Annotated in this window: 29 protein-coding genes; 19 read left to right on the top strand and 10 right to left on the bottom strand. The window is 71.4% G+C overall.

The window, feature by feature from the left end:
* Nucleotides 1–140: 140 nt before the first annotated feature.
* Nucleotides 141–1754, bottom strand: a complete 1614-nt coding sequence (locus ACWD38_RS23655) for a protein kinase domain-containing protein (protein ID WP_184478010.1) — start codon at nt 1752–1754, stop codon at nt 141–143.
* A 284-nt stretch (nt 1755–2038) separates the two neighbouring features.
* On the opposite strand from ACWD38_RS23655, the gene ACWD38_RS23650 reads away from it, so the two are divergent.
* From ACWD38_RS23650 to ACWD38_RS23640, 3 genes are read left to right on the top strand one after another with little or no spacing between them, the layout of a single operon-like run.
* Nucleotides 2039–3499, top strand: a complete 1461-nt coding sequence (locus ACWD38_RS23650) for a sugar ABC transporter ATP-binding protein (protein ID WP_343071271.1) — start codon at nt 2039–2041, stop codon at nt 3497–3499.
* Complete coding sequence (locus tag ACWD38_RS23645) at nt 3496–4551, top strand: ABC transporter permease (protein WP_343071272.1); 1056 nt, start codon at nt 3496–3498, stop codon at nt 4549–4551. The genes ACWD38_RS23650 and ACWD38_RS23645 overlap by 4 nt, the downstream gene beginning before the upstream one ends.
* Before the next feature lie 26 nt (nt 4552–4577).
* Nucleotides 4578–5579 carry a substrate-binding domain-containing protein gene (locus ACWD38_RS23640; protein WP_184478012.1) on the top strand — a complete coding sequence of 334 codons (1002 nt, stop codon included), beginning with the start codon at nt 4578–4580 and terminating at the stop codon, nt 5577–5579.
* Between the two features lie 9 nt (nt 5580–5588).
* Here the strand turns inward: ACWD38_RS23640 and ACWD38_RS23635 are convergent, their stop codons facing one another.
* Both ACWD38_RS23635 and ACWD38_RS23630 read right to left on the bottom strand, forming a co-directional pair.
* The gene (locus ACWD38_RS23635) at nt 5589–5924 is read right to left on the bottom strand and encodes a hypothetical protein (protein ID WP_184478013.1); all 336 of its coding nucleotides are present in this window, start codon (nt 5922–5924) and stop codon (nt 5589–5591) included.
* Between the two features lie 44 nt (nt 5925–5968).
* A complete protein-coding gene (locus ACWD38_RS23630; protein WP_184478014.1) occupies nt 5969–6427 on the bottom strand; it encodes a peroxiredoxin in 459 nt (152 codons plus the stop codon).
* Nucleotides 6428–6635: 208 nt separating this feature from the next.
* Here ACWD38_RS23630 and ACWD38_RS23625 point away from each other — a divergent pair, with 208 nt between their 5' ends.
* From ACWD38_RS23625 to ACWD38_RS23590, 8 genes are all read left to right on the top strand, one after another.
* On the top strand, nt 6636–7208 hold the full coding sequence (locus tag ACWD38_RS23625) for a type 1 glutamine amidotransferase domain-containing protein (protein WP_450124917.1): 573 nt from the start codon (nt 6636–6638) through the stop codon (nt 7206–7208).
* Nucleotides 7209–7223: 15 nt separating this feature from the next.
* The gene (locus ACWD38_RS23620) at nt 7224–8345 is read left to right on the top strand and encodes a baeRF2 domain-containing protein (protein WP_450124916.1); all 1122 of its coding nucleotides are present in this window, start codon (nt 7224–7226) and stop codon (nt 8343–8345) included.
* A gap of 17 nt (nt 8346–8362) precedes the next feature.
* Nucleotides 8363–8692 carry a DUF2795 domain-containing protein gene (locus ACWD38_RS23615; RefSeq protein WP_184478017.1) on the top strand — a complete coding sequence of 110 codons (330 nt, stop codon included), beginning with the start codon at nt 8363–8365 and terminating at the stop codon, nt 8690–8692.
* Between the two features lie 93 nt (nt 8693–8785).
* Nucleotides 8786–9715 (top strand): serine hydrolase, encoded by a 930-nt coding sequence (locus ACWD38_RS23610; RefSeq protein WP_184478018.1) that lies wholly within the window; start codon nt 8786–8788, stop codon nt 9713–9715.
* Nucleotides 9716–9984: 269 nt separating this feature from the next.
* Complete coding sequence (locus ACWD38_RS23605; protein WP_184478019.1) at nt 9985–11001, top strand: substrate-binding domain-containing protein; 1017 nt, start codon at nt 9985–9987, stop codon at nt 10999–11001.
* 30 nt (nt 11002–11031) lie between these two features.
* Nucleotides 11032–12369 carry an extracellular solute-binding protein gene (locus ACWD38_RS23600; RefSeq protein ID WP_450124915.1) on the top strand — a complete coding sequence of 446 codons (1338 nt, stop codon included), beginning with the start codon at nt 11032–11034 and terminating at the stop codon, nt 12367–12369.
* On the top strand, nt 12366–13283 hold the full coding sequence (locus tag ACWD38_RS23595) for a carbohydrate ABC transporter permease (RefSeq protein ID WP_343071273.1): 918 nt from the start codon (nt 12366–12368) through the stop codon (nt 13281–13283). The genes ACWD38_RS23600 and ACWD38_RS23595 overlap by 4 nt, the downstream gene beginning before the upstream one ends.
* Nucleotides 13273–14115, top strand: a complete 843-nt coding sequence (locus ACWD38_RS23590; protein ID WP_450124914.1) for a carbohydrate ABC transporter permease — start codon at nt 13273–13275, stop codon at nt 14113–14115. The genes ACWD38_RS23595 and ACWD38_RS23590 overlap by 11 nt, the downstream gene beginning before the upstream one ends.
* On the opposite strand, the gene ACWD38_RS23585 is transcribed toward ACWD38_RS23590, so the two are convergent.
* A complete protein-coding gene (locus ACWD38_RS23585) occupies nt 14076–14339 on the bottom strand; it encodes a zinc finger protein (RefSeq protein ID WP_184478021.1) in 264 nt (87 codons plus the stop codon). The two genes, ACWD38_RS23590 and ACWD38_RS23585, sit on opposite strands and share 40 nt — an antisense overlap.
* A gap of 98 nt (nt 14340–14437) precedes the next feature.
* Here ACWD38_RS23585 and ACWD38_RS23580 point away from each other — a divergent pair, with 98 nt between their 5' ends.
* The 7 genes from ACWD38_RS23580 to ACWD38_RS23550 all read left to right on the top strand — a co-directional run bounded on the left by ACWD38_RS23580 (nt 14438) and on the right by ACWD38_RS23550 (nt 18511).
* A complete protein-coding gene (locus tag ACWD38_RS23580) occupies nt 14438–15373 on the top strand; it encodes a helix-turn-helix domain-containing protein (RefSeq protein WP_450124918.1) in 936 nt (311 codons plus the stop codon).
* 4 nt (nt 15374–15377) lie between these two features.
* Nucleotides 15378–15557, top strand: a complete 180-nt coding sequence (locus tag ACWD38_RS23575; protein WP_184478023.1) for a DUF397 domain-containing protein — start codon at nt 15378–15380, stop codon at nt 15555–15557.
* A gap of 104 nt (nt 15558–15661) precedes the next feature.
* Nucleotides 15662–16186, top strand: a complete 525-nt coding sequence (locus ACWD38_RS23570) for a hypothetical protein (RefSeq protein WP_450124913.1) — start codon at nt 15662–15664, stop codon at nt 16184–16186.
* Nucleotides 16173–16820: a dienelactone hydrolase family protein gene (locus tag ACWD38_RS23565; RefSeq protein WP_184478024.1), complete on the top strand. Its 648-nt coding sequence runs from the start codon at nt 16173–16175 to the stop codon at nt 16818–16820. Before ACWD38_RS23570 ends, ACWD38_RS23565 begins: the two co-directional genes overlap by 14 nt.
* Before the next feature lie 94 nt (nt 16821–16914).
* Nucleotides 16915–17379: a hypothetical protein gene (locus ACWD38_RS23560; protein ID WP_450124912.1), complete on the top strand. Its 465-nt coding sequence runs from the start codon at nt 16915–16917 to the stop codon at nt 17377–17379.
* Nucleotides 17376–17687 (top strand): transcriptional regulator, encoded by a 312-nt coding sequence (locus ACWD38_RS23555; RefSeq protein ID WP_184478026.1) that lies wholly within the window; start codon nt 17376–17378, stop codon nt 17685–17687. The genes ACWD38_RS23560 and ACWD38_RS23555 overlap by 4 nt, the downstream gene beginning before the upstream one ends.
* Before the next feature lie 41 nt (nt 17688–17728).
* Nucleotides 17729–18511, top strand: coding sequence for an Fpg/Nei family DNA glycosylase (locus tag ACWD38_RS23550; RefSeq protein ID WP_450124911.1), 783 nt, complete (start codon nt 17729–17731; stop codon nt 18509–18511).
* Nucleotides 18512–18646: 135 nt separating this feature from the next.
* Here ACWD38_RS23550 and ACWD38_RS23545 read toward each other — a convergent pair whose 3' ends face one another.
* From ACWD38_RS23545 to ACWD38_RS23525, 5 genes are all read right to left on the bottom strand, one after another.
* Nucleotides 18647–19486 (bottom strand): MerR family transcriptional regulator, encoded by an 840-nt coding sequence (locus ACWD38_RS23545; RefSeq protein ID WP_221315731.1) that lies wholly within the window; start codon nt 19484–19486, stop codon nt 18647–18649.
* Between the two features lie 218 nt (nt 19487–19704).
* Nucleotides 19705–20832, bottom strand: coding sequence for a cytochrome P450 (locus tag ACWD38_RS23540; protein WP_343071275.1), 1128 nt, complete (start codon nt 20830–20832; stop codon nt 19705–19707).
* Nucleotides 20829–22064 carry an MAB_1171c family putative transporter gene (locus tag ACWD38_RS23535; protein WP_450124910.1) on the bottom strand — a complete coding sequence of 412 codons (1236 nt, stop codon included), beginning with the start codon at nt 22062–22064 and terminating at the stop codon, nt 20829–20831. The genes ACWD38_RS23540 and ACWD38_RS23535 overlap by 4 nt, the downstream gene beginning before the upstream one ends.
* A gap of 4 nt (nt 22065–22068) precedes the next feature.
* Nucleotides 22069–22626 carry a hypothetical protein gene (locus tag ACWD38_RS23530; protein ID WP_184478030.1) on the bottom strand — a complete coding sequence of 186 codons (558 nt, stop codon included), beginning with the start codon at nt 22624–22626 and terminating at the stop codon, nt 22069–22071.
* Nucleotides 22623–23138, bottom strand: coding sequence for a hypothetical protein (locus ACWD38_RS23525; protein WP_184478031.1), 516 nt, complete (start codon nt 23136–23138; stop codon nt 22623–22625). The genes ACWD38_RS23530 and ACWD38_RS23525 overlap by 4 nt, the downstream gene beginning before the upstream one ends.
* Nucleotides 23139–23515: 377 nt before the next feature.
* Here ACWD38_RS23525 and ACWD38_RS23520 point away from each other — a divergent pair, with 377 nt between their 5' ends.
* A complete protein-coding gene (locus tag ACWD38_RS23520) occupies nt 23516–24376 on the top strand; it encodes a 3-hydroxybutyryl-CoA dehydrogenase (protein ID WP_343071276.1) in 861 nt (286 codons plus the stop codon).
* Between the two features lie 276 nt (nt 24377–24652).
* Here the strand turns inward: ACWD38_RS23520 and ACWD38_RS23515 are convergent, their stop codons facing one another.
* Nucleotides 24653–25375 (bottom strand): GntR family transcriptional regulator, encoded by a 723-nt coding sequence (locus tag ACWD38_RS23515; RefSeq protein ID WP_184478033.1) that lies wholly within the window; start codon nt 25373–25375, stop codon nt 24653–24655.
* Nucleotides 25376–25392: the final 17 nt, after the last annotated feature.

Genomic DNA, 25392 nt, shown 5'->3' with positions numbered 1-25392 from the left:
GTTCTCAGTCGGTCTGTCGCGAGGACAGCTTTTTCCCTCGTGGCGGAGCCACTTGGGAAAAAGATCCCGCAGCGACAGACCGACTGAGGTTCCGCTACCCGGTCACCCGAGCAAAACGACCGGCTCCAACCGCGCACACGTCAAACCATCCGGTCGTCGTAGGTTCCTCGGCTGTACTGCTGGAGCGCTTGGCGGACTCGGCGGCCTTCTTGGCGCCGGGTGATGGGGCCGCCGGCGGCGCCGATCGGGTACAGGCGCACGCCGCCGTGGTAGGGCCGGGTCGGGTTCCAGATCCGCCAGCCCTGCGCGGGGGCGCCGGGCCGGGTCCAGACGGTCACGGATTGGCGCTTGCCGCTGCCGACGACGGCGACGCGGCTGACTTGGCTCCACGGGATCTCCCTGGCGAGCCCGGCGCGGGAGATCCGCAGTCCTTCGCCGCTGACCTTGAGCCGCAGGCTCGGCAGCAGCGCTTTGCCCAGCGACAGCGCGGCGCTGATGGTCAGCAGCACCATGCCGAACTGGGCCAGCGCCCAGATGTCGGCGCTGGGGCTGCTGTTCCGGCTGACTTCGACGACGAGGTAGATCAGCCCGAACATGATCGCGGCGGACAGCAGCGCCCCGACTCGGCCGCCGAGCGCGAACACGGGGCCGGGTCCGTCGCCGCGCACGCGTTCGGCGGGTGGTTCGGGCCGGGAGGGGGCGATGCGCGCGGGCGCGGCGGTGCCGGGGTTGGGTTGCTGCGCGGTGGGTTTCGGCCGGGACGGGATGATCGGTTTCGCGGGTGCGGCGGGGGCGGCCGACCAGTCCGAGCCGCCGCGCTGCGTGCGCGGTGGCGGGGTGGGCGCGGCGGCGGGTGGCGCGAGCGGGGCGGCTTCGGAGGCCTGCTTGAGCTGCGCGGTGTGCTCGGTGATCACGGCGGTGATCTCGGCGGGCAGCCAGCTGTCGTTCTGCGGTGAGGATTCGCCTGCCTGGTCGAGCAGCGCGGCCGGGGTCGGCCGGTCGGCGGGTTCCTTCGCCAGGCAGGACCCGATGAGCGATCGCAGCCCGGTGGGCAGCGCGCTGAGGTCGGGTTCGTTGTGCACGACGCGGTAGAGCATGGCGGCGGTGTTCTCGTTGCCGAAGGGCCCGGCGCCGGTGGCGGCGAACATGAGCACCGCGCCGAGCGAGAACACGTCGCTGGGCGGCCCGACGTCGCTGCCGACGGTCTGCTCGGGGGAGAAGAAGCCGGGCGTGCCGAGGAAGATCCCGGTGGCGGTGAGGTTGCTGCTGCTCATGGCCCGTGAGATGCCGAAGTCGATGACGCGCGGTCCGTCGGGGCCGAGCAGCACGTTGCCGGGTTTGAGGTCGCGGTGCACGAGTCCGGCCCGGTGGATGGCGCCGAGCGCTTCGGCGAGGCCGGCGGCGAGGGTGCGCACCGTCTGCTCCGGCAGCGGTCCGTGGTCGGCGACGGCCCGGTGCAGGGTGGGGCCGGGTACGTATTCGGTGGCCAGCCACGGCTGGGCGGCTTCGGTGTCGGCGTCGATGACGGTGGCGGTCCAGAACCCGCCGACGGAGCGGGCCATGTCGACTTCGCGGCGGAACCGTTCGCGGAACTCGCCGTCGTCGGCGAGCTCCGGGCGCACGACTTTGATCGCGACGCCGCGGCCGCCACGGGAGCGCGCGAGGTACACGGCTCCCATCGCGCCCCCGCCGATCCTCGCGAGCAGGCGGTAATCACCGACTCTGTCCGGTTCGCTGGCCAGCAGCGGCTGCACGTTTCGTCCCCCTCTGGATTACTGCGATGGCCCCGTCGAGCTTACGGAGGTCGTGGTTGCGGCGTTCGCGGATGTCGCTGCAGCCGTTCGCGTGCAACGATCGGTAATCGGTTTCTTGGCTTCGCTGCAAGCCTTTCGAGCGTGTGATGTTGTGAGTATGCTCCGGCGCACCGCTGCGGCGGGCGATCATGAAGATCGAGGGAGGCGGCGTGTCGCAATCCTTGCAACCCGGTTCGGATGATGCGGGTTCGGTGCAGCAGCGTGCAGTGGTTCGGCTTTCCGCTGTGAGCAAACGATTCCCCGGCGTCGTCGCGGTGTCCGATGTGGACCTCGACGTGCGGGCCGGTGAGGTGCACGTGCTGGCCGGGGAGAACGGCGCGGGCAAGTCGACGTTGATGAAGCTGGTCGCGCAGGTGGAGCCGCCGTCCTCCGGCCGGATCGAGGTCGACGGCGAGCAGGTCACCTACCAGGGGCCTGCCTCGGCGCGGCGCCTCGGGATCTCGATGGTGCACCAGGAGTTCGCGCTGGCCCCGGACCTGTCGGTGGCGGAGAACCTGTTCATCGGCCACGAGCCGGGCAGCGGCGGCTGGATCGCGCGCTCCGAGGAGCGCCGCGCGGCCCGCGAGCTGCTGGCCAAGGTCGGGTTGCGGGTCGACCCGGCCAGGAAGGTCGGCCGGTTGTCGACCGCCGAGCAGCAGCGGGTGGAGCTGGCGAAGGCGCTGGCGGTGCAGGCGAAGGTGCTCATCCTGGATGAGCCGACCGCCACGCTGACCGAGCGCGAGACCGAGGAGCTGTTCGGCATCGTCCGCGAGCTCACCGCGCAGGGCATCGGCGTGCTCTACATCTCGCACCGCCTGGACGAGATCTTCGAGATCGGGGATCGGGTCACGGTGCTGCGCGACGGAGCGGTGGTGGCGACCCGCCCGGTCGCCGAGCTCGACGAGTCGCGGCTGGTGACGCTCATGGTGGGCCGCGACGTGCAGAACCTGTACCCGCGCACCTACGCGGAGCCGGGCGCGGTGCGGCTGAGCGTGCGCGGGCTGAGCAGGGGCGACGCGGTGCGCGGCGTGTCCTTCGAGGTGCGCGCCGGGGAGATCGTCGGCATGGCGGGACTGGTCGGAGCGGGCCGCACGGAGCTCGCCAGGTCGGTGTTCGGCGCGGAACCGCCCGACGCGGGCGTGGTGTCGCTGGACGGGGCGCAGCTCAAGATCCGCGGCCCGGCGGACGCGATCGCCGCGGGCATCGGCTACCTCACCGAGAGCCGCAAGGCGGACGGGCTGGCGCTGCAGCTGGGCCTGGACAAGAACATCACGCTGGCGAAGCTGCCGATGGTCTCGGGACTGATCGACCTGGGCGCGGAGCGCCGCATCGCCGAGCAGGAGCGGGATCGGCTCAACATCCGGGTGCCGTGGGTGGGCAGGCCGGTGCAGGCGCTCTCCGGCGGCAACCAGCAGAAGGTGGTGCTGGCGCGCTGGCTGCAGACCGAGGCCGAGGTGCTGTTCTTCGACGAGCCCGGTCGCGGCATGGACGTGGGCGCGAAGTCGGAGATGTTCAGCCAGCTCGACGCGCTGGCCGCGCAGGGCAAGGCGATCGTGCTGATCTCCAGTTATCTGCCGGAGTTGCTGAACATGTGCGATCGGATCCTCGTGCTGCGCGAGGGCCGGATCACGGGTGAGGTCGAGCGCGCGGAGTTCTCCGAGGAACGCGTCGTAGCGCTCGCCACCGGAGCGAAGGAGGGCCAGTGAGCGATCAGCCGGGGAAGGACGAACAGGCCGCACCGGAAGGCGGTGGCGGTACCGCGACCGCGACGAAGGCGGGCGGCGCGGGCGCGCTCGGCGGGCTGACGGATCGGTTGTCGGGGGCGATCTCGCAGGTCGCGGCGGCCGGTGCGCTGATCGTGGTGTTCATCGTCCTGTCCATCGTGGCGCCGTCGTTCCTGACGGCGGACAACCTGTTCAACCTGGGGTCGCAGACCTCTGTGAACGCGGTGATGGCGGTCGGCGTCACGCTGGTGATCATCACGGGTGGCATCGACCTGTCAGTGGGGTCGGTGGCGGCGCTGTCCGGGGTCCTGGGCGTGATGCTCATGGCGGATTTCGGCTTCAACCCGCTGCTCGGGATACTCGGCGGGATCGTCGTCGGCGCGGCGGCGGGCCTGGTCAACGGCCTGCTGGTGTCGACGGTGGGGTTGCCGCCGTTCATCGCGACGCTCGGCATGCTCAGCGTGGCGCGCGGCCTGGTGCTGATCGCGACGGGCGCGGTGGCGGTGTTCGGCGCGCCGGAGTCGTTCCGGTTGCTCGGGCAGGGCGTGCTGGGGCCGGTGCCGGTGCCGGTGCTGCTGATCCTGATCGTGGCGGTCGCGGGCCACATCGTGCTGACGCGGACGAGGCTGGGCCGCTACGCGTACGTGATGGGGTCGAACTCGGAGGCGGCGCGGCTGTCCGGCGTGCCGGTCCGCAAGCACACGACCTGGGTGTACGTGGTGTCGGGCATGTTGGCCGGGCTGGGCGGCATGATCGCCGCCTCGCGGATCAACTCGGGCCAGCCGAACTTCGGTGAGGGCTTGGAGCTGGACGTGATCGCCGCGGTCGTGATCGGCGGCGCGAGCCTGTTCGGCGGGCGCGGCACGGTGTGGGGTTCGCTGATCGGCGCGTTCCTGGTCGCGGTGATCCGCAACGGCGCGGTGCAGCTCAACATCGGCACCTTCTACCAGAACGTGCTCATCGGCGTGATCATCTGGCTGGCCGTGTGGTGGGACTTCTACCAGCGCCGCAAGCTCGCCGGCGACGCCGGTTGAGCTCGGGAACGAGGGAGTTCGCTGCGATGAAGAAGGTTCTTCCGCTGCTGTGCCTGGCGGTGCTGCTGACGTCCTCGGCGTGCAGCCTGGAGGTCCGCAGGCCGACCGGGGTGAACGCGCAGGAGGGCGACACGATCCGGCTCGCCGTGATCCCGAAGGCGATCGGTTTCGACTTCTGGGAGCAGGTGCGGGTCGGCGCCGAGTGCGCGGCCACCAAGCACCCGAACGTCAACGTCCACTGGGACGGGGTGACCTCGGAGGACGACGTCAGCGGGCAGCAGAGCCTGCTGCAGGACTCGTTGGCGCAGGGCGTGCAGGGCCTGGTGTTCGCGGCGACGGACGCGAAGGCGCTGGCGGAGGTCACGAAGTCGGCGCGGCAGCAGGGCACGACGGTGGTGAACATGGACTCGGGCACGACTCCGCAGCCGCCGGAGGTGCCGGTGTTCGCCACCGACAACGTGGCCGCCGCCGAGCAGGGCACCCAGTTGCTCGCGGATCAGCTGGGCGGGAAGGGCGAGGTGGCGTTCATCGAGTTCCTGCCGGGCACCAGCACGAACGAGACGCGCGCGGAGGGCTTCCAGCGCGGGCTGGCGAAGAACCCGGGGCTGAAGCTGGTGGCGCGGCAATCGTCGAACAGCGACTACAACACGGCGTTGCAGGTCACCCAGGACATCTTGACGGCGAACCCGAACCTCAACGGGATCTACGCGGGCAACGAGCCGAGCGTGCTGGGCGCGGCGGAGGCGGTGCGCCAAGCGGGCAAGCAGGGCGAGATCAAGATCATCGGCTGGGACACCTCGGAGGGACAGATCGACTCGCTGGAGGAGGGCGTGATCACGGGTCTGATCGCGCAGAACCCGTTCAAGATGGGATTCGCCTCGGTGAACTCGGCGATCGAGGAGATCCGCGGCGAGCAGCAGGGCAGCCCGGAGACGAACACCGGCTCGACCGTGGTCACGAAGGAGAACATCAACACTCCGGAGATCCAGAAGCTGCTGAACCCCTCCTGCGCCGACCCGCCGAAGTGAGCGGCCCGGTCATTTCGGCATGGCGTCGAGGACCCGCAGCGTCGGCCCGTGCCCGCACGAGGCGGGCACGCTCGGGTCGGGCCTGCCGCGCACGACGACCTCCGCACCAGGCCGCAGCACGGACGGGTCGCCGCCGACGAGCACGCACGGACGACCGGCACCCGTGAGCAGCCTGCACTCCGGCCGCGGCCCGGTCTCGACGGTGCCGGACGCGGCGAACTCCCGGTCGGACGCGCCGCCCGGCGCGGGTGCGGCCGGTGGCGCCGGTGCCCGGCACGGTCGCGGTGGTGGGGCGTGCCGTCCTGGGTGGCCCGCGCCTTCGCGCGCTGCCTCCCGTACCGGCACGCCCCAGCACTACCGGGGGGACGTGCCGGGAAAAACGCGGCCGCTCAGGCGCTGCGCTTCTCCCGCAAGAAGGTCAGGGCCGTGTCGGCGTGGGAGGCCATGTTGAACTCGCTGCGCACGACTTCCAGCACGGTGCGGTCGGCGCCGATGACGAAGGTGTGGCGCTTGACCGGGAGCGGGCCGAAGCGGCGCTTCACGCCGAACTGCCGGGCCACGACGCCTTCGCGGTCGGACAGCAGCGGGTAGTCGAACGAGTGGGTCTGCGCGAACGTGGCCTGCTTGGAGACGGTGTCGGTGCTGATGCCGACGGGTTGCGCGCCGAGCTCGGCGAACTCCGCGGACAGGTCGCGGAAGTGGCAGCTCTCCGCGGTGCAGCCGGAGGTCATCGCCGCGGGGTAGAAGAACAGCACCACGGTGCCGTTGCCGAGCAGCTCGGAGAGCTTGCGTTCGGTGCCGTGCTGGTCGGGCAGGGCGAAGTCGTCGACGGTGTCGCCTGGGCGCATGGTCCGGCTCCTTGATCGTGGCTGGCCCGGTCACCTTAACCGCCGGTCCGGGCCCGTGGTCACGATGCGACCCGCCAGATCTCCACCGGTCTCGCTCCGCGGTCCGCTCGCCTCCACCCGCGGTTTGCCGCCGGGGTGCGCCGGGTAGGGCACGGCAGAGCGGCGAGGCACGGACGTCCCGCCGCGTCCCCCGTGGGAGGTGTGAGTGATGAGCGCGGACCTGAACGGTGCCAAGGTCGCTTTCCTGGTGGCGCAGGACGGCATTGAGCAGGTGGAGCTGACCGAGCCGTGGCGAGCCGTGGAGCAGGCGGGGGCCCGCCCGGAGCTGGTCTCGCTGCAAGCCGGTTCGGTGCAGGGTCGTGACCACTTGGAGAAGGCCGACACGTTCCCGGTGGACAAGATCGTCACCGAGGCGTCGCCGGACGAGTACGACGCGCTGGTGCTGCCCGGCGGGGTGGCGAACCCGGACGCGTTGCGCCGGGTTCCGGACGCGGTCCGGTTCGCCGGGGAGTTCTTCGCGCAGCAGAAACCGGTCGCCGCGATCTGCCACGCCCCGTGGCTGCTGGTGGAGGCCGACGTGGTGCGCGGTCGCCGGATGACGTCCTACCCCAGCCTGCGCACGGATCTGCGCAACGCGGGCGCCGAGTGGGTCGACGAGGAAGTGGTCGTGGACTCCGGCCTCGTGACCAGCCGGAACCCGGATGACCTTCCCGCGTTCTGCGCGAAGGTCGTCGAAGAGATCGCGGAGGGCAAGCACCGGGCGCAAGCGCGCAGCGCGTGAGCAGAGGAGTGGTCGATGAAACTCGCGTTCCTGCAAGACGTCTACGGATATCAAGGACCGTTCGCGACCGTGTACCTGGACACTTCGGCGGACGCCGAGGACGCGGCGAAGGCGGTGCAGCTGCGCTGGCGTTCGGCCAGGGAGCAGCTCGCGAGCGCGGGCGCGGACGAGCAGACGCTGCGCGCGCTCGACGAGACCGTGGACCGCCACGAGTACCGCATCGGCCAGCGCGGGCAGGTCCTCGTCGCCACGGGTGGCGAGGTGGTGTTCGGGGAGGAGCTGCCGCAGCCGCCCACCGACGCCGCCGACGACGAGAAGGTGCACTTCGGGACGTTGCCGCACTTGCTGCCGTACCTGCGGTTGCGCGCGTCGCGCATCCCGCACGTGGTGGCGCTGGTCGACCACGTCGAAGCGGAGCTCACGATCGTCGCGGCGGGCGCCGAGCCGCGCACGCGCAAGGTGCAGGGCGGCGACCACCCGGTGCACAAGGCGCGCACCGGCACGAACGACGAGAACGAGCAGCGCTTCCAGAACGCCGTGGAGGAGCAGTGGCTGCACAACGCGAAGGAAGCGGCCGAGGAGATCGGCAAGCAGGCCATGCGGGTCGGTGCCGAGGTCGTGGTGCTCGCGGGTGATCCGAAGCAGCGCAAGCTGGTGCACGAGAACCTGCCCGGCGGCGTGCGGGATCGCACGGTGCAGACGGAGACCGGCTACCCGGATCGCAACGCCTCCGGCGAGGGCCTGCGACGGGAGGTCGCCGACACCGTGGACTCGGCGGTGACCGCGCACGTGGACGACGCGGTGCGCGAGTTCGAGCAGCAGCGCGGCAGGAACGAACGGGCCGTCGAAGGCTGGCGCCCGGTGGTCGAGGCGTTGCAGCGGGGACAGGTCCGCACGGTGCTGTGGGGGCGCCCGGATTCGGTGTCGTGGCTGCACGTGGGCCCGGTGCCGAACCAGGTCGCGCTCGACGAGCGGGAGCTCACCGACATGGGGGTTTCCAGCCCCGGCCACGCCCCGGCCAGCGCAGCCGTGGTGTGGGCGGCGGCGGGCACCGATGCGGACCTGGTGCTGGTCGATCCGGAGAAGGTGGAGCTGACCGAGGGGATCGGCGCGGTCCTGCGCTACGCCGCGAGCTGACGACGAGGGAGCCGAACATGACCACGACGCGCGAGACGGTGCAGAAGTCCCTGTCGGCGGTGGACTTCCCGGCGGACAAGCAGCAGCTGCTCGACCACGCCCGCGACAACGGCGCGGACGAGGGCACGGTGAACGCGCTGCGGGCGATGCCGCCGGCGGAGTACGAGAACCTCACCGAGGTGGTGCGCTCGGTGCCGCTGGACAAGGCCGACGAAGAGGGCCAGTCCGATGCGGACAAGGCGCGCCAGGCCCGGCAGCACGTCCGGCCGGGCGTCGCCGAGCACGAGCGCGAGGCACCGGCGAACCCGATCGAGCAGGAGTTGGGCGAGAACCGCAAGGGCGGCTGAGTCCTGCGATCGAGCTGGTGACGGCGTTACGGTCCGGGAGGCACGTTCGATGACCCGGAGCTTCCCGCCGGGTCTCGACGTTATGAGCTCCTCATGGATGATTCCGGTCGTTGGCACACGCCCGCACGAGTTCGTCCGCGGTCGGTGGTGCTCGGTTGCCTGTTCCTGGTGGTGGTGCTGTTCGGCGCGGCCTGCGGGTCCACCGTCGGCAGCAGCACGGCGGACGCCGACTCCGGCCCGTGGTGGGTGTCCCGCGCGGGGTACCCGAAGCCGCAGGCGCATCCGCCGCGAGCGCACCCGAATCCCGTGGTGCGCGACCTGGTCCGCGAGGTCGATTCGGAGGCCGGCGAGCTCTCCGGCAGCACCGTCGCGGTGGCGGTGCTGGATCGCGAATCCGGTGAGGTCGTCGGTGGTGAGCACGCGGACGACCGCATCGGCACGGCGTCGCTGTCGAAGCTGTTCGTGGCCGTCGACGTGGCGCGCCGCCGTTCCGAGGGGATGCCGGTCTCGGGTGCGGACGTCGACCTGATCCGCCGTTCGCTGGCGGTCAGCGACGACGCCGCGATGAACGCGCTGTGGGACCGGTTCGACGGCGCGGGCGCGATTTCCAGGCTCGCGGTCCGCTACGGACTCACCCGGACCCGGCCTCCCGCGGTTGCGGGCAACTGGGGCGATACGGAGACCTCCGCGCGGGACGTGGCCACGGTCCTGGGGCAGGTGCCGACGCTGCCGGAGGCGGAGCGCTCGTTGATCCTCGGGTCGCTGGACGCGGCGCCGCGCACGGCGGCCGAGGGGTTCGACCAGGGCTTCGGGCTGAAGGAGTCGAAGCGGCCGGTGGCGGTGAAGGCGGGCTGGATGTGCTGCGAGCACGGCCGCCGCGCGGTGCACAGCGCCGGGCTGATCGGCCCGGACCGCCGCTACGCGGTGGCGTTGCTGTCCACCCAGCCGTCCTCGAAGAGCTACTCCGAGGCGTCCGAAGTCGTCACCGAGGCCGCGGAACCCCTGCTCGAAGACCTCGGCTGACCCGACGTCCCCGGGTCCGCGATTTCGCGAGAGATTGACGGACCCCGGCGTGTCGGACACCGCATGTGGACAACTGTTCTGGCTGCTCGGGAGAGGTATCGCGGTCGGTGGGGAAGGTTTCGCCTCGGTCGGGTGGCTCAATTTCTCGCGACATTGCGGGAGTCGTCCACAACGCGACAGGTCCGCTTCGGGGTGGGCGATCACGGGGTCGCTCGCGGGGTCGTTTCGCTACGCTGGCGTCTCGCTGCACGGCTACGAGGGGATCCACGGTGAAACGGCCCACCATCATCGACATCGCGCGCCACGTGGGCGTGTCGAAGGCCGCGGTGTCCTACGCGCTCAACGGCCGTGCCGGGGTGTCGGCGGCCACCAGGGAACGCATCCTCGACGTCGCCGCCCAGCTCGGCTGGGACGCGGCGGGCCCGGCGCGCACGCCCGCCGCCGACCGCACCGGCACGATCGGCCTGGTGCTGGCGCGCCCGCCGCAGGAGATCCGCGCCGAACCGTCCATGGTGAACTGGCTGGCGGGTATGGAGTCCGCGCTGGCCGAGTACGGCCTGGTCCTCAACGTGGCGCTGACCTCCGATGAGGACGCCGAGCTCGGGACCTACCGGCAGTGGGCGGCGGAGCGCCGCGTCGACGGCGTGATCGTGACCGACCTGCGCACCGCCGACCCGCGGGTGCCGCTGCTGCGCGAGCTGGCGCTGCCCGCGGTGGTCATCGGCGAGCAGGAGCGGGTGCCGAACGTGGCGGTGCTGCGCTTCGCCGTGGCCGACGAGGTCCGCGCCGTGGTGGAGCACCTGGCCGAGTTCGGCCACACCCGCATCGGTCACGTGCAGGGCGGTTTCGACCTGGAGCACACCCGACGGCGCAACGCGCTGCTGCGCGCGCGGGTGCGGGAGCGGCTCGGCACCGACCTGGTGAAGGTCGAGGCCGATCCCACGGAAACCGGTGCGGCGCAAGCCACTTGGCGACTTCTCGCCGCGGATCCGCCGCCGACGGCGATCGTCTACGACAATGACCTGATGGCAGTGGCCGCGGTCGCCCGCGCCGCGGAACTGGACGTCCGGGTGCCCGCCGATCTGGCGGTGCTGTCCTGGCAGGACTCGATGCTGTGCCGGGTGGTGACCCCGCCGGTGACGGCGTTGTCGCAGGACGTCGCCGATGATGCCGCGGCGGCGGTGCACCTGCTGCTGGAGTTGATCGAGACCGGTGCCGCCGACGACCTGGACGTGCCGCCGCGCGTGCTGATCCCGCGGGCGAGCACGGCGGGCGGCTCCGGGTGAGGTGAGCACGGCCAGAACGAGGAGACAACGGTGTTCCCACGTTCGAGCGAGGCCCCGCGCGATCGGGTCCGCGCGCGCTGCCCGGTGCTGGCGCTGGTGGTGCTGGTGCTGGCGGGCGCGCTCGCGGGGTGCGGGACCGAGCCGCGACGGCTCGTGTACTGGGCGAGCAACCAGGGCGCGAGCACCGCGCAGGACCGGGAGGTGCTGCGCGCCCAGCTGGCCAGGTTCACCCGCGACACCGGCATTCCCGTCGAGGTCGACGTGATCCCGTGGAACGACCTGCTCAACCGCATCCTGGGCGCGGCGACCTCCGGGACCGGTCCGGACGTGGTGGACCTGGGCAACACCTGGTCGGCCTCGTTGCAGGCCACCGGCGCGTTCGTCGAGTTCGACGAGGCGCTGCTGGATCGCCTGGGCGGTCGTGACCGGTTCTTGGCGAGCAGCATGAGCTCGGCGGGCATGCCCGGCCGCCCGCCCGCCTCGGTGCCGTTGTACGGGTTGTCGTACGCGGTGTTCTACGACAAGCAGCGCTTCCGCGAAGCGGGGATCGCGCGGATTCCGGAGAGCTGGGCGGAATTCCTCGACGTCGCCGGTCGGCTCACCGACGGCGGCCGCGCGGGGTTGACGGTGCCCGCCGCGAGCTACACGCAGAACGCGCACTTCGCGTTCCTGTTCGGGATGCAGCAGGGCGCCCGGTTCATCGACGAGCGCGGTGCCGCCACGTTCACCACGCCGCGGGCGGTGGAGGCGGTGCTGCGCTACGTGGAGCTGATGAGCCGCAACCGGGTGGTGCGCGCGGACGACGCCGAGACGGGTTCGGCCCCGGAGTCCGTCGCGGAGTTCACCGCCGGGCGCGCGGCGATGCTGATCGCCCAGAACAGCGCCCTTCCGGCCATTGTGGACAGCGGGATGGCGGCAGAGGATGTCGGGGTGTTCCCGTTGCCGCTGCCCGATCCGTTGCCGCCCGGCGGCTCGCCCGTGCGCAGCCACGTCGGCGGCAGCAACGTCGCCGTGCTGCGCGAAAGCCCGCGCCGCGAGGAGTCGCTGCGGCTGGTGGAGTTCCTGACCAGCAGGCGCACCCAGGTCGAGCTCAGCCGCAGCTACGGCAGCCTGCCGGTGGTCGAGGACGCCTACTCCGAGCCGGAGTTCTCCACCGGTCACGCCGTGGTGTTCGGCCGGTTGCTGGCGCACGAGTCGGTGCCGGTGCCGATGATCCCCGACGAGAGCCGCTTCGAGACGACGGTGGGTGCCGCCGTGCGCGACCTGTTCGCCCGCGCCGCGACGGGCCGCCCGGTGGGGCGCGAGCAGGTGCGCGCCGAGCTGGCGCGGGCGCAGCAGCAGATGCGCGCCGCCGGGGGGAGCGGGTGACCACGCGGTCGCACCGCGTCCCGTGCGGACCGTCGGTGCCGTACCTGCTGCTGGCTCCCGCGGTGGTGTTCGAGGTCCTGGTCCACCTGCTGCCGATGCTCGGCGGGCTGTGGATGAGCCTGCACGAGCTGAACCAGTTCTTCGTGCGGGACTGGACGTCGGCGCCGAACGCCGGGCTGGACAACTACCGCGTCGCCGTGGACTTCGACGGTGCGGTGGGCGCGGAGCTGTTGCGCTCGTTCGGCGTCACGGCGGCGTTCTCGGTGCTGGTGGTGGCGTTGTCGTTCGGCCTGGGCCTGACGGCGGCGACGTTGTTGCAGCGCCCGTTCCGCGGCCGGTTGCTGGTGCGCGGCCTGTTCCTGGTGCCCTACGCGCTGCCGGTGTACACGGCGGCGCTGGTGTGGAAGTTCATGCTCGATCGCGGTGATGGCGCGGTGAACGCGGCGCTGGGCGCGGTCGGCCTCGGTGGCGGCGAGTTCTGGCTGCTGGGGCAGAACGCGTTCCTGAGCCTGGTGGTGACGGCGGTGTGGCGGTTGTGGCCGTTCGCGTTCCTGGCGCTGATGGCGGGCCTGCAGTCGATCCCGGCGGAGCTCTACGACGCGGCCGAGGTGGACGGCGCCGGTGCGGCCCAGCGGTTCCGGCTGATCACGTTGCCGCTGCTGCGGCCGGTGGCGCGCGTGCTGGTGCTGGTGCTGTTCCTGTGGACGTTCAACGACTTCACCGTGCCGTACGTGCTGTTCGACGAGTCGGTGCCGCAGGCGGCGAACCTGATCTCGGTGCACGTGTACCAGAGCTCGTTCCTGACCTGGAACTTCGGCTTGGGGGCGGCGATGTCGACGGTGCTGCTGCTGTTCCTGCTGGTGGTGGTCGCGCTGTCGCTCGCCCTGACTTCGAGGAGCAGGCGTGCGACGTGAACCAGCCGGGTTGCGGGTGCTGCGGGTCGCCGGTCTCGGCGGGCTGGGGCTGTTCACCGCGTTGCCGCTGTGCGTCATGGCGCTCACCGCGCTGAAGCCGCTGGAGGACGTGCGGGACGGGTTCACCTGGTGGCCGTCGCGGGTGACCGGCGGCGCGTTCGTCACCATGTGGTCCACAGTGGACTTGGCGGAGTACTTCGCGAACAGCGCCGTGGTGGCGGCGAGCTCGGCGGTGCTGTCGGTGTTCGTCGCGGTGCCCGCCGCCTACGCGGTGAGCCGCTACCGCTTCCCCGGCCGGGACCTGTTCCGGGCGGCGGTGCTGTCCACCCAGATGCTGCCCGGCATCCTGTTCCTGCTGCCGCTGTACCTGATCTACGCCTCGATCGGCCAGGCGACCGGAATCCTGTTGCAGGGCAACCTGATCGGGTTGGTCGTCACGTACTTGACGTTCTCGCTGCCGTTCTCGATCTGGATGCTGGTCGGCTACTTCGACACGGTGCCCGCGGACCTCGACGAGGCGGCGATGATCGACGGGGCGGGCGTGCTCGGCACCTTGGTGCGGGTGGTGCTGCCCGCGGCGAAGCCCGGCATCGCGGCGGTGCTGATCTACGCGTTCATGACGGCGTGGGGGGAGGCGCTGTTCGCCTCGGTCCTGACCGACGCGGGTTCGCGGACGCTCGCGGTGGGGCTGCGGGAGTACTCGACGGAGTCGTCGGTGTACTGGAACGAGGTGATGGCCGCGTCGCTGACGGTGAGCCTGCCCGTGGTCGTCGGCTTCCTGCTGCTGCAGCGCTACTTGGTCCGCGGCCTGACGGCGGGCGCGTTGCGCTGAGCGGCGGCAACGTCGCGGCGGGTGCGCGCGGCGTCCCAGCAGGCCGCGCAGGTCGGTGCCAGCCAGTCCTCCGGGGAGGCCTTGGTGATGGTGATGTCCTCGCCGCACAAGGACTTCCGCTGCTGACCGGGGTGCGGTCGTTCGGTCGGGAGCATCGCGTGCCGCGCTCCGTCCACCGGACGCCAGTACGCCACCGGCCCGTCGCCGCTGTACACCCGTCGCACCGCGCTCTCCTCTCCGTTGGGGAGGCGGCGACCCCGTCGGGGTCGGGGGAGGACCGGGGCCGCCGCCGCGATGAACGATAGCGGTGGCGATATCTCAAATGGTATTCCCTGATCGTGTAACGATCACCGGCTCGTACGCTGAGCGGGCCAGTCATGCCGAAAGGACCGCAATGCCTCCGCTTTCGCCTACCGTCATCGCGTGGCAACTGGGAACCAGGGTGCGTGAAGCCCGCGACTCGGTGGGGCTCACCGCCGTCAACGCGGCCAAGCAGCTCGGCATGTCCCAGAACTTCTTGAGCGACCTCGAACACGGCAAGCGCAGGCTCACCGAGACGAAGCTCGAAGCGATGATCCAGGTCTACGGCATCGACGTCGCCGAGCAGGCCGATCTGCGGTCGATGCTGGAGGAGTCGGGCCGACGCGGCTGGTGGGCGAAGTACTCCGGCATCTTCCCCGCCGAAGTCCTGCGCTACTTCGGCTACGAGCACGGCGCGGAATCCGTCCAGACGCACGAAAGCCTCCTGATTCCCGGACTGCTGCAAACCGAGGCGTACGCGCACGCCGTCGTCACCAGCGACGGCCCCAACATCCGCACTTCCGAAGCGGAACAACGAGTCGAAGTCCGACGTCGCCGTCAGCAGCGCTTGACCGACGATGACCCACTCGTGCTGACGGCAGTGCTCAGCGAAGGCGCGTTGAAGCAGCAGGTCGGCGGACGGGAAGTCATGGCAGGGCAATTGCGCCACCTGGCGGAGATGATCGAGAAGTGCCCGGACACGCTGGAGGTGCGGGTCGTTCCGTTCAGTGCCGGTGCGCATGGTGCGTTGGGTGCGTCGACGTTCCACATCCTGTACTTCCCGGACGCACGCCTTCCGCGAGTCGCCTGGCAGGAGAACGTCACCTCGTCCGCTGTGATGGAACATCGCCCCAAGGTCGGGCAGTTCGGCGCCACCTACGCGGAATCGTTGAAATGCGCGGCAGGGCGCCAGGAATCCTTGGAGATGATCCACCGGGAGCTGGCCGGGTTAGGGTGATCCGGTGGCTCTGGAACAGGCTCGCTGGTTCACCTCCAGCTACACGTCGAACGCTGCGGCTTGCGTGGAGGTCGCGCTGACTCCTGCCGTTGTCGGCATCCGGGACACCAAGGACCGCAGCGGCGGCACCTTGATCGTCGACCGGGAGCGGTGGAACTCCTTCCTGCGGGCCGTCACCCGCTGATCGGCCGGTGGGCCGGCTCACCGGGGGAGGCCGGGATTAGCCCGCGCGTGCGCGGGTAGCCGGGGTGCGGATGTCCTGTCCGCACGAGAACGGAGACGCGCGCGATGTCGGACCCGCTGGATGCTTCGACGCCCTCGGCCGACGAGGTCGGCCCGGACCCCGAAGACCCGCAGGACCCGGCCGAACTGCAATCCGCCGGGGACCTCGACGAGGACGAACTCGGCGTCGACCCGCTGGAAGCGGGCGTCGAGCCGCCGGAGCACTGGTCGCGGACGACCGCGGCCAGGCCCACTCCGCGCGAGGAGCGCGAAGGCGAGACGCTCGACGAGCGGTTGGCCGAGGAACGCCCGGACCCCGGCGCCGACCCCGGTGGGCCCCTCGCCGAAGCGCCGCTGAGCGAGCTCGACGAGACCGTGGACGAGCGGGCCGCCCGCGAGGTCGCCGACGGCGCCTCCGGCGAGCGGGTCGCCGCGTCGGCGGAGATCGACGAGGAATCGGGCGTCGTCCTCGAAGGCGCCGACGTCGAGAACACCGGCCTGTCCGCCGACAGCGGTGAAGGCGAGGTGGCGGAGACCTCGTCGTCCGCGCCGGAGGAGAACGCGGAGCGGGTGCGGAATGGCGGAGCCTGAGCAGGTCTCGCTCCCGGCGGTGCACGGCGCGAGCGCCCTCACCGGTGACCTGGCGCTGCCGCACGACGAGGCGCCGCTGGTGATCTTCGCGCACGGCAGCGGCTCCTCCCGGCACAGCGAGCGCAACCGGTGGGTCGCCGCGCGGTTGCAGGAAGCGGGCTTCGGCACGCTGCTGATGGACCTGCTCACCGACGAGGAGTGCGAGCGCGACGCGCACGGCGAGATGCGCTTCAACATCCCGCTGCTCACGGTGCGGGTGCTCGGCGTCCTCGACTGGTGGGGGCGACCGGCCGGGCTGTTCGGCGCGAGCACCGGTGCCGCCGCGGCGCTCGGCGCCGCCGCGCGCAGGCCCGACGGGGTGCGAGCGGTGGTGTCCCGAGGGGGCAGGCCGGACCTCGCGACCGGGCCGCTGGCCGAGCTGCGGGCGCCGACGCTGCTCATCGTGGGCGGTGCCGATCCCGAGGTGCTGGAGCTCAACCGCCGGGCCGCCGCCGGGCTCACCGCGCCGCACGAGCTCCACGTCGTCGACGGCGCGACCCACCTCTTCGAGGAGCCGGGCGCGCTCGACCGGGTCGCCGGGGAGGCCTGCGAGTGGTTCACCGCCCACCTGGCCGCGCCGTCGCCGTCGAGGTGACCGCGCCGCCGCCTTGAGTGCGCCCTCTTGGAATCCACTTCCCGATCTGTGTAGACTTTCCATATAGAAAGTCAACACGACGGGAGACCGCCCGATGTCTGATTCACCCGAGCTCGACCAGGTCGCCGAAATGCGCCGCAAGCTCGCCGCCCACGCGCAGTACCCCCTGCTCTACTGGGCGCTGCTCGGCGTCGTCGTGATGCTCGTGTCCGGCCTCCCGATCTGGTCGGCCTGGCTGCCCGACGGCGGCTACTACCTCCAGTGGGCGATGGCCGCGATCGCCCTCGGCTCGGCCCTGTACGCGCGGCGGCGACGGAGCCGCACCGGCGTCCACCTCCCCAAGCGGTCCGGTTCCTACCCCAGCGCCTGGCCGTTCTGGGTGATCAGCCTTGTGATCTTGGCCGTCGGGTTCGCGGTGGTGACCGTGCTGGTCCGCCACGACCAGCTCGTGATCGCGCTGCTGGTGCTCCCGATCCTGGCGGTCGGCGTGGTCGCCACCGAGTTCAAGACCCGGGCGATGATGGCCCGCGACATCGAAGAAGGCCGGGTCCGGTCGTGAGCGGAGACGACCGGGCCGACGGTCGCGAACCGGTCTTCGAGACCGGGCCCCGGCTGGCGCTGTGCGCGCTGCTGCAAGGCGCCGACTGGGTCGAGTTCCGGACCGCCCGCGACATGCTGGGCGTCAGCGACTCCGCGATCTCCAAGCACAGCCGCACCCTCGAAGACGCCGGCTACCTCGAAGTCCGCAAGGGCTCGGTGGGCCGCAAACCCCGCACCTGGTTCCGGCTCACGCCGTCCGGGCGGGACGCCCTGCGCGGCCACCTCGACTGGCTCGCGCAACTCCGCCACGCCCTCGACCCGAACTGAGCGCGGGGTTGCCGCGGGCAGTGCGCGGGTAGGCCGGGGCCGTGCCAGAACTACCGGACGTCGAAGGATTCCGCCGGGTCGCCGAGCGCGCGACGGGGCGGACCGTGCACGAGGTCGAAGTGCGCGACGCGCAGGTGCTGCGCGGAATCTCGGAACCCGCGTTCCGCGCGGCGATGCGCGGAACGCGGCTCGGCACCCCGTGGCGGCACGGCAAGTGGCTCGCACTGCCCACCGGTGAGCGGTTCCCGCAGCTGCTGCTGCACTTCGGCATGACCGGCCGCCTGCTGTGGTGCGACCCCGGCGACGAGCTCCACGCCCACGACCGCGTGCTGCTGCGCTGCGACGGCGGGGACCTGCGGTACCGGGACATGCGCAAGCTCACCGGACTGCACTTGGCACGCGAGCGGGCCGACGTCGACGCGCTGCTCGGTGACCTCGGCCCGGACGCGCTCGCCGCCTCCGCCGCTGACTACCGGCGCCGGATCACCCGCACCCGGCGTGGCGTCAAATCCGCGTTGATGGACCAGGCGGTACTCGCGGGCCTGGGCAACCTCACCGTCGACGAGGTGCTGTGGCAGTCGCACATCCACCCCGCCCGCGGCACCCGCGAACTCAGCTCGGACGACCTCTCCCGGCTCAGCAGGCGAGCCCACGCGGTGCTGCGCCAGTCCGCGAAGGTCGCGCACGTCCCGGACCGGCCGTCCTGGCTCACCGGTCACCGCGACGAGCCGGACCCGCACTGCCCGCGCTGCACCACCGCACTCACCCGGAGCACCACAGCAGGCAGGACCACCTACCACTGCCCCCACTGCCAACCCCTGTGAGTCGCCCGGCTTGCGCAGGGGTCGTTTGGCGGGTTCTCAGGTTGCTTTGGTGGTCGCTGCTCAGCGGCTTCGCCGCTGACAGGACAACCACCGGTCGCGACGATCACCTGGGAAGCCAAGGTCAAAGGTAGGTGGTCAGGTGGTGGGCGCGTCTTGGGTGGAGAGTTCTTCTGCCAGTTCCATGCAGCGCAGCCGGGCCGGGGAGATGTCGTAGGGCAGCTTGGTGGTGGCTTCGAACGCGCTCATGGAGTCGGTCTCGTCCTCGGCGGGGTGCGCGGCGTCCCAGGCTTCGAAGAGGGCATCGTCGTCCTCGTCCAGACCGGATCGCTCGATGGCGGCGTGCAGGGCGCTCTCGAAGGCGTGCCGCTCGGCGGCCACTTGCGCCACTCGCGGATCGTCGACGGCGACGCCGTCGTCGAGCGCCTCCTCGGCCGCGTCGACGCGGTCGGATTCCTCCCGCAGCGCGGGGTGCGCGGCCAGCGCGATGAAGCGGGTGGCCCGGACGGCCGCACCGAGCGGGCCGAAGATCCGCTCGGTGACCAGCAGACCGTCCAGGTCCTCCTGGCGCAGGGAGTCCGCGGGCAGGCCCTTGAGGCGATCGGTGACGAAGTCGGAGAGCAGGCCCAACCGGCTTCCTTCGGTGCGCATCCGCTGCACGGCGGTCCGCTGCCGCCGCAATTCCGCCTCCTGCGCGGCGAGGGTCCCCGCCAGCCGTTCCAGGACGCCTGCGACGCCCGCTTCGCCGTCCGCGCCGGTGGTAGAGGCGGTGCGGATGTCGTCCAGGGCGATGCCGGCGTCGGCCATCTTGCGGATCCACAGCAAGCGGATCATGTCCTCGTACCCGTAGCGGCGGCGGCCGTCGCCACCCCGCTCCGGCTCGGGGAGCAGGCCGATCTCGTGGTAGTGGCGAATCGCCCGCGGCGTGGTGCCGACGAAGGCCGCCGCGTCACCGATCTTGACCTGACGGGGCGGCATGAAAGACGAGTGCACGAGCGGGAACCCTTCCTCACGGCATCGGGACGTCGGGTCCACCGGACCACATGCCGTCGCGGAAGGTGCAACCCCGAACGCGCCCGCCGACGCCTGCGCCCCCGCGTTGCGCCGTGGCACCGGTGCGCTTCCCGGCGGCGATCAGCGACGACAGCCCCTGCCACGCCTCCGCGCTCCCATCGCGAGTCGGCGCGGCGAGCCGTTCACCCCGGGGAGCTCGGCAGGGTCGCCGGGCCGCGGTGGCGGAAGTTGCCGCGCCAGGTGGCGGTCTCCGGGGTGACGGCGAGGGAGAGTCCGGGGCGGGCCTCGCGCAGCGCCTCCACGGCCGCCACCGCGATCACCCGGGTCAGGGCCGATGCGGGGCAGGCGTGGATGCCGTGGCCGAGGCTCAGGTGCGGGTTCGGGGAGCGCTCCGGGGAGAACGCCTCCGCGTCGTCGAAGACGTGCTCGTCGCGGTTCGCCGAGGCCAGCGACAGCAGCAGCGTGTCCCCGGCGGGAACGGTGACGCCGTCGACGGTCAGCTCCGCCAGCGCGTAGCGGGGAGCGGCGAGCAGCTGCGGCGGGTGGAAGCGCAGCACCTCCTCCACGCCCTGATCGAGCGAGGCGCCGGTTCCGAGCAGGCGCAGCACCGCCGACGACACCGCGTGCACCATGATCTCGTACCAGACGAACAGCAGGTAGAACACCATGCTGGTGAGCTCGTCGGAGTCGAGCCGCTCTCCGGCGCGAGCGGTGAGCAGCCCGGACAGCAACGTCCCATCCGGCGGTGCGGACCCCAGCGCGCCGCCGATGATCCGCCGCATGTCGTGCATCGTGTCCCGCGCGCGCGGCTCCGAACCGGGGGAGTGGCGCAGCAGCGCGTCCGCCCACGCCGCGAAGTCCCGCCGCGCCTCGGCGGGCAGCGGCAGCAGCTCGGCGATGACCCGCACCGGCAGCACCACGGCGAAATCGGCGACCAGGTCCACGTCCGCGGGCAGCGAACGGGCGAGTTCTCCCGCCACCGCACGCACTTCCGGCGCCATCGCCCGCACCCGCTGCGCGGTGAAGCTCGGCGCGATCTCCCGGCGCAGCCGGGTGTGCCGGGGCGGATCGCTGTTGAGCAGGTGCGCGTCCAGCTGCGGCGGCAGGTCGAAACCCGCGTAGTCCGCGCCGTTCGAGTGCTCCCGGTTCAGCGCGAGCCGCTGATCGCCGAGCAAGCCGCGCACGTCGGCGTAGCGGGTGAGCAGCCACGCCTCCGGGCCGTCCGGGGTGCGGACGCGGTGCACCGGGCCCGCGGCGCGCAGCTCGGCGAGCGCGGCGAACGGATCGGACGCGGTGAAGAGGTCGGTCACGAAGGGGATTCCGTTCCTGCCGTGGGACGAGCCGGGGCGAGTTCGGCCAGCACGTCCCGGACCACCGGGTGCGGGCCGGTGAAGGCCTCGCCGATCAAGCACAGCCAGTGCAGCTCCTCGGCCAGATCACGCCGCGGATCCTGCTCCGGGAAGCGCCACACCGCTGCTTCGGCACCGTCCATGCCGACGTCCTCGCGGATCATGGCGCTGCCCGAACCGGGCCGCTCACCGGCTTCGTGGGCGCGCAGCCCGGCGGCGATGCGCGCGGCCTCGATCGTCGCGGCGCGCTCATCGCCGGTGAGGCCGGCGCGGTCGGCGTGGCGCTCGGCCACCGCGACGACCCGCGGATCCAGGTACGGGCGCAACTCGCGCAGCAGGTCGTCGGTGGCGATCAGCCAGCGGTACTCCGCCGACTCCAGCCGGGTGTTGCGCACCAGCTCCGGATCCAGCGGGCGCAACGCCTGCAGCATCGGGCGCAGGTACCGGCGGGCCCGCCAGCGCCGCAGCAGACGCGGCATCGACGGCAGCACGTAGCCCACCGCCATCACGCTCGCCCCGGCGGTCGCGCTGACCGGCGCCACCACCGTGCTCACCACGGCCAGGTCCCCGCCGAGCCACGTGGCCGCGACCGCGACGACCTTCAGCGCCGAATACCCCAGGCCGAGCGCGACGCCGATCGGCACCAGCGTCACCCCCAGCCGCAGCCAGCGATCCCGCGCGTGCGGGCGGATCCGCAGGCAGATCAGCGCGCTGCGCACCAGGCCCAGCGAGTACGCGCCCAAGTACACCACGAGGAAGACGGCGATCTCCGCGACGCCCGAGTAGTGCGCGTCGAAGTCCAGCACGTGCGCCGCGTCGTGCACCGGGGCGACCGCGAACAGCAGGGCCATCACGACCAGCACCGCCGTCGTGCCCAGCACCAGCGTCCGGCCCGCGGGCACCGCCGACTCCCTGTCCCGCGCCAGGTTCACCGAGCACACCTGCAACGACGCGGTGCACAGCACGATCGACGAGTACACCGCCAGCGTCGACAGGTTCGGCACCCCGGACGCGGCGCCGACCGCCAGGTACACACCGGGGATGGCGAAGTTGAACCCCGACGCCACGAACAGCAGCGCCAACGTGATCGCGCCCAGCCGCGGATCCCGCGGATCGCGCAGGAAATCGCGCAACTTCCAGAGGAACGCGCTCAACTGCAGCAGCAGGGCCAGCGGGTACAGGACGGAGAACACCGGATCACCCGAGGGTCGACTGGAAGCGGCGCAGGATCTCCCGCGCCTCGTCGGGCACCTGCTGCGCCTGCGGCGACTCCCACGAGCTGATCCGCCGCATCGCGACCGAGGCCATCATCTCCGCCGCGGCCTCCTCCTGCGCCGAACAACCCGTGCGGGTCAGCACGCGGTCGAGCACCTCCGGCGGCAGCTCGCCGAACAGCGAACGCAGCGCAGGAGCGGGATCGGACAGCGGACGCCCGACGTGGCCCCACAGCAGGTGCATCAGCTCATGCAACCAGATGTGCCAGCGGTGCCAGCGAGTGGTGCGCGCGTCCGCCACGATGATCACGCAGCCCTCCGGCAGCAGCGCCAGGCCGCTCGGAGCGCGCGGCGGCAGTTCCACCGCCGCGAAGTAGATGTCGCGGCCCAGGTGCTCGCGCGCCCGCTCCAGCAGCTGCTGCGCGGTGAACCGGCGCGGCAGGCCGAGCGCGTCGAGCCGCTTCCCGCTGCGCCACCGCAGCAATCGGCGCGAACCGCTCCACGCCGAGCTCTTCCCGTCGTCCCACACCAGCAGTCTCACGACCGCCCCGGAGCCGGCGGGTCCGGTTCACCTCGTCCGTCCGCGGCGCGCAGCGCCTTGAACCCCTGCAGCACGCCGAGGATGGCGTCGGTGACGTGCGGCCGGTCCTGCTCGGGGAACTGGTCGGTGAGCTGGCGCAGCGCGACCTCTTCCACGCCGTGGCTGCGCAGCTGCCCGGCCAGGCGCCACTGCGCCAGCAGTTCGGGCGCGATCGCCGGGTCGAAGAAGTCCAGGCCCACCCCGAAGAACTCGGCGAACGCCACGACCTCGGTGAGCCGCGGCACGGCGCGACCGGTGCGCAGGTGCCACATGTGCGTGCCGGACATGCGCACCCCGCGGCCGGTCAGCAGCGCGGCCATCCGCTCGCTGCTGTAGGGCTTGCCGGTCTCCGGGTCGGGCTGGCCCTGCAGCAGTTCGGTCAGGCGCTCGGAGAACACGTGCACGCTGATGGAGCTGCCCGAGGCCGGGCCGCCGTCGGAACCGGCGTCGGAGGAGTCGGAGGGGTGCCGCACGTCTCGACTGTAAGGGGTCACGATCTCCGTGACACCGCCGATGTCGTGAACGGGTTCATCCACACAGATGATCGGAAACAGTGGATCTGTCCATCGGCGTTGATGTACGATGACGGCGCCCAGGGGGTCAGGGTGCGAGTCGGGGGGCTTGGGGGACATCGGGAAGTCGGGCCGGGAACGTGCGGCCCGACTTCTTGAACCGAACTCGCACCGCTCGACGCCCCGCGCTCCCGGACCGCCCGTTCCCGGCTCGTCCGCCGCTGTTTCCGGGTGTCCTACAGCACCTTGTACCGGTCGGTAACCGTTCGTCCTGACATCATCGCGGCGTTGGTCGACAGCGACCCGACGACGAAGTCGAGGACGGAAGGATCGGTGTGGTGACGGGAATCGAACGCGTAGGCGTGGTGGGCTCCGGGCTCATGGGTGCGGGCATCGCGGAGGTCAGCGCCCGCAGCGGGCTGGACGTCATCGTCTCGGAGGTCAACGAAGACGCCGCCGAAGCCGGCCGGGTGCGCATCACCAAATCCCTGGACCGCGCGGTGAGCCGGGGCAAGCTCGCGGAAGCCGAACGGGACGCGACGCTGGGCCGCCTGCGGTTCACCACCTCGCTGGCCGACCTCGCGGACCGGCAGCTGGTCATCGAGGCCATCGCGGAGAACGAACAGCTCAAGACCGGCGTGTTCGCCGAACTGGACCGAGTGGTCACCGACCCCGCCGCGATCCTCGCGTCCAACACCTCCTCCATCCCCATCGCGAAGCTCGCCGGCGCCACCCGGCGGCCCGCGCAGGTCATCGGAGTGCACTTCTTCAACCCGGTGCCGGTGCTCAAGCTCGTCGAACTCGTGCCCTCGCTGGTCACCTCCGAAGAAACCGTGCAACGCATCGAGACCTTCGCCGCCGACGGGCTCGGCAAGCAGAGCATCCGCGCCAAGGACCGCTCCGGATTCGTGGTGAACGCGCTGCTCGTGCCGTACCTGTTCTCCGCGATCCGGATGTACGAGAGCGGCATCGCCACCGCCGAGGACATCGACAACGGCATGGTGCTCGGCTGCGCCCACCCGATGGGGCCGCTGACCCTGTCCGACATGGTCGGGCTCGACACGCTCAAGGCCATCGGCGACTCGATGTACGGCGAATACAAGGAACAGCTCTACGCCGCGCCGCCGCTGCTGGAGCGCATGGTCGACGCAGGCCACTACGGCAAGAAGTCCGGCCAGGGGTTTTACTCGTACTCCTGATCTCGTTTTGCTCTGGTGTCCGGGTAGCGGAACCTCAGCTGTCTTCTCGCTGCGGGATCTTTTTCCCAAGTGGCTCCGCCACGAGGGAAAAAGCTGTCCTCGCGAGAAGACAGCTGAGAACCCGCCGGTGAGGGCTTTTCGACGTGGGCTATGTGCTTCGCACATACAGGCACGGCCTTCGGCCGCCAGGCAGGCTTGCTTCGCCGCCCACGGCACGGCTTCGCCGCTGAGCACGGCTTCGTTTTGCGGGGTGCGTTGTTTGGGTGGGGGTTCGGGTCAGATGGGGGTGCCGATGGTGTGGCGGAGTGAGTCGACGGCGTGGTTGCGGTGGTCGGCGAGGAGGGTGACCAGGCGGTCGGCGTCGGCTTCGGTGGCCGCTCGGACGATGGCGTCGTGCTCTGCTCGGACCCGTTCCCGGTTGGTCTCGGAGTTGTAGTACACCGCGCGGTAGGCGTCGGTGGCGTCCCACAAGGTCCGCACGATCCGCAGCAGGCGCGGCATCCCGCACGGCGTCAGCAGCGCGAAGTGGAAGCGGCGGTTCGCCGTGATCATCTCCACCAGGTCGGCCGCCTCGGCCGCGCGCTCCACGTCCCGCGCGGCCTCGCCGATCACCTCCAGGTCCGCCGCGGTGAACCGGCCCGCCGCGACCGCCGCCGCGTCCGATTCCAGCAGCCCGCGCAGCCGGTACACCTCCAGCAGGTCGTCCAGCGACAGCTCGGCCACCGCGTACCCGCGGTGCGGCCGGTAGACCACCTGCCCCTCGGCTTCCAGCGTCTTGAGCGCCTCCCGCAGCGGGACGCGGCTGACGCCGAGCTCCGCGGCGATGGCGTCCTGGCGGATCGGCCTGCCCGGCGCCAGCGAACCGGTGGTGATCGCCCGCCGCAGCGCGTCCAGCACGAAGGCCTGCGTCGTCGGTGGTCTTTCCGGCGCGTGCCAGCGCAGATCGGCGCGCGGCGCCGCCTCGCGGTCGTCGGGTCGCGGGTTCGGGTCTGCTGGCATCGGCTCCCGCCGGTCGG

This window comes from Saccharopolyspora sp. NPDC002578, assembly GCF_053592695.1.
Note: the sequence above shows the minus strand (reverse complement) of the source record. Positions and strands in the feature narration are given on the sequence as shown.

Bases quoted from the DNA above. Each gene is read 5' to 3' on its own strand.
- ACWD38_RS23640 (WP_184478012.1), top strand. From the start codon at position 4,578: ATGAAGAAGGTTCTTCCGCTGCTGTGCCTGGCGGTGCTGCTGACGTCC.
- ACWD38_RS23630 (WP_184478014.1), bottom strand. From the start codon at position 6,427: ATGCGCCCAGGCGACACCGTCGACGACTTCGCCCTGCCCGACCAGCAC.
- ACWD38_RS23625 (WP_450124917.1), top strand. From the start codon at position 6,636: ATGAGCGCGGACCTGAACGGTGCCAAGGTCGCTTTCCTGGTGGCGCAG.
- ACWD38_RS23620 (WP_450124916.1), top strand. From the start codon at position 7,224: ATGAAACTCGCGTTCCTGCAAGACGTCTACGGATATCAAGGACCGTTC.
- ACWD38_RS23615 (WP_184478017.1), top strand. From the start codon at position 8,363: ATGACCACGACGCGCGAGACGGTGCAGAAGTCCCTGTCGGCGGTGGAC.
- ACWD38_RS23610 (WP_184478018.1), top strand. From the start codon at position 8,786: ATGGATGATTCCGGTCGTTGGCACACGCCCGCACGAGTTCGTCCGCGG.
- ACWD38_RS23580 (WP_450124918.1), top strand. From the start codon at position 14,438: ATGGTATTCCCTGATCGTGTAACGATCACCGGCTCGTACGCTGAGCGG.
- ACWD38_RS23570 (WP_450124913.1), top strand. From the start codon at position 15,662: ATGTCGGACCCGCTGGATGCTTCGACGCCCTCGGCCGACGAGGTCGGC.
- ACWD38_RS23565 (WP_184478024.1), top strand. From the start codon at position 16,173: ATGGCGGAGCCTGAGCAGGTCTCGCTCCCGGCGGTGCACGGCGCGAGC.
- ACWD38_RS23560 (WP_450124912.1), top strand. From the start codon at position 16,915: ATGTCTGATTCACCCGAGCTCGACCAGGTCGCCGAAATGCGCCGCAAG.
- ACWD38_RS23545 (WP_221315731.1), bottom strand. From the start codon at position 19,486: ATGCCGCCCCGTCAGGTCAAGATCGGTGACGCGGCGGCCTTCGTCGGC.
- ACWD38_RS23515 (WP_184478033.1), bottom strand. From the start codon at position 25,375: ATGCCAGCAGACCCGAACCCGCGACCCGACGACCGCGAGGCGGCGCCG.